Genomic DNA, 626 nt, shown 5'->3' with positions numbered 1-626 from the left:
GAGCCCGTTGCCTTTTCCCGCCAGATTGGCAGCCGACCTCAGGAAGAGGTTTTCGACGTTGTCGGTCAGGGTCCAGTTTGTATAGGCGTGCGTCTCGTCGAAGCCGCCATTGGTCTCTTCGATGGTTTTGTCACCGGCATTGTCGACATAGTAGACGTCATTACCCGTGCCGCCGACAAGCGTGTCGGCGCCCGCTTTTCCGTCCAAGACGTCGCTGCCGTCCATTCCATAAATGACGTCAGCACCGGAACTGCCGGTAAGCGTATTGTCGCCGTCGTCTCCTACGATTGACCCCGGCGGCGGTTCATCGAGTGGATCGGTCCAGACGAAATCCGAACTGCTCAACGAGGCGCTGGTTACGTCTTTCAGGAGAACAGAGTCACTGTCGGAGAAGACGACCAGCGTGTCGCTCCCGACCTGCCGGAGTTCGCTATAGTTTTGGTATCCTGAAATCTCCAGGAGATCGTCGCCGGAAAGGTCGACGTCGGTGACGGTGTCGTGGCCATGGCCGGCGGCGAAGACGAAGCTGTCGTTTCCCGTTCCGCCGGTGAGGATATCGGCGCCAAGACCACCGACGAGCCGGTCCGACCCGCCCCGGCCGTCCAGCCGATCAGAGCCGCCGAGGC

General features: G+C 60.7%; 1 protein-coding gene. It reads right to left on the bottom strand.

Features of this window, described 5'->3' with window-relative positions:
- A partial coding sequence (locus tag NMG80_RS37705) for a calcium-binding protein (RefSeq protein ID WP_436798526.1) occupies positions 1-626 on the bottom strand: 626 nt, incomplete at both ends.

The sequence above is a fragment of the Mesorhizobium escarrei genome, from assembly GCF_935825525.1.
GTDB classification, from domain to species: Bacteria; Pseudomonadota; Alphaproteobacteria; order Rhizobiales; family Rhizobiaceae; genus Mesorhizobium; species Mesorhizobium escarrei.
Note: the sequence above shows the minus strand (reverse complement) of the source record. Positions and strands in the feature narration are given on the sequence as shown.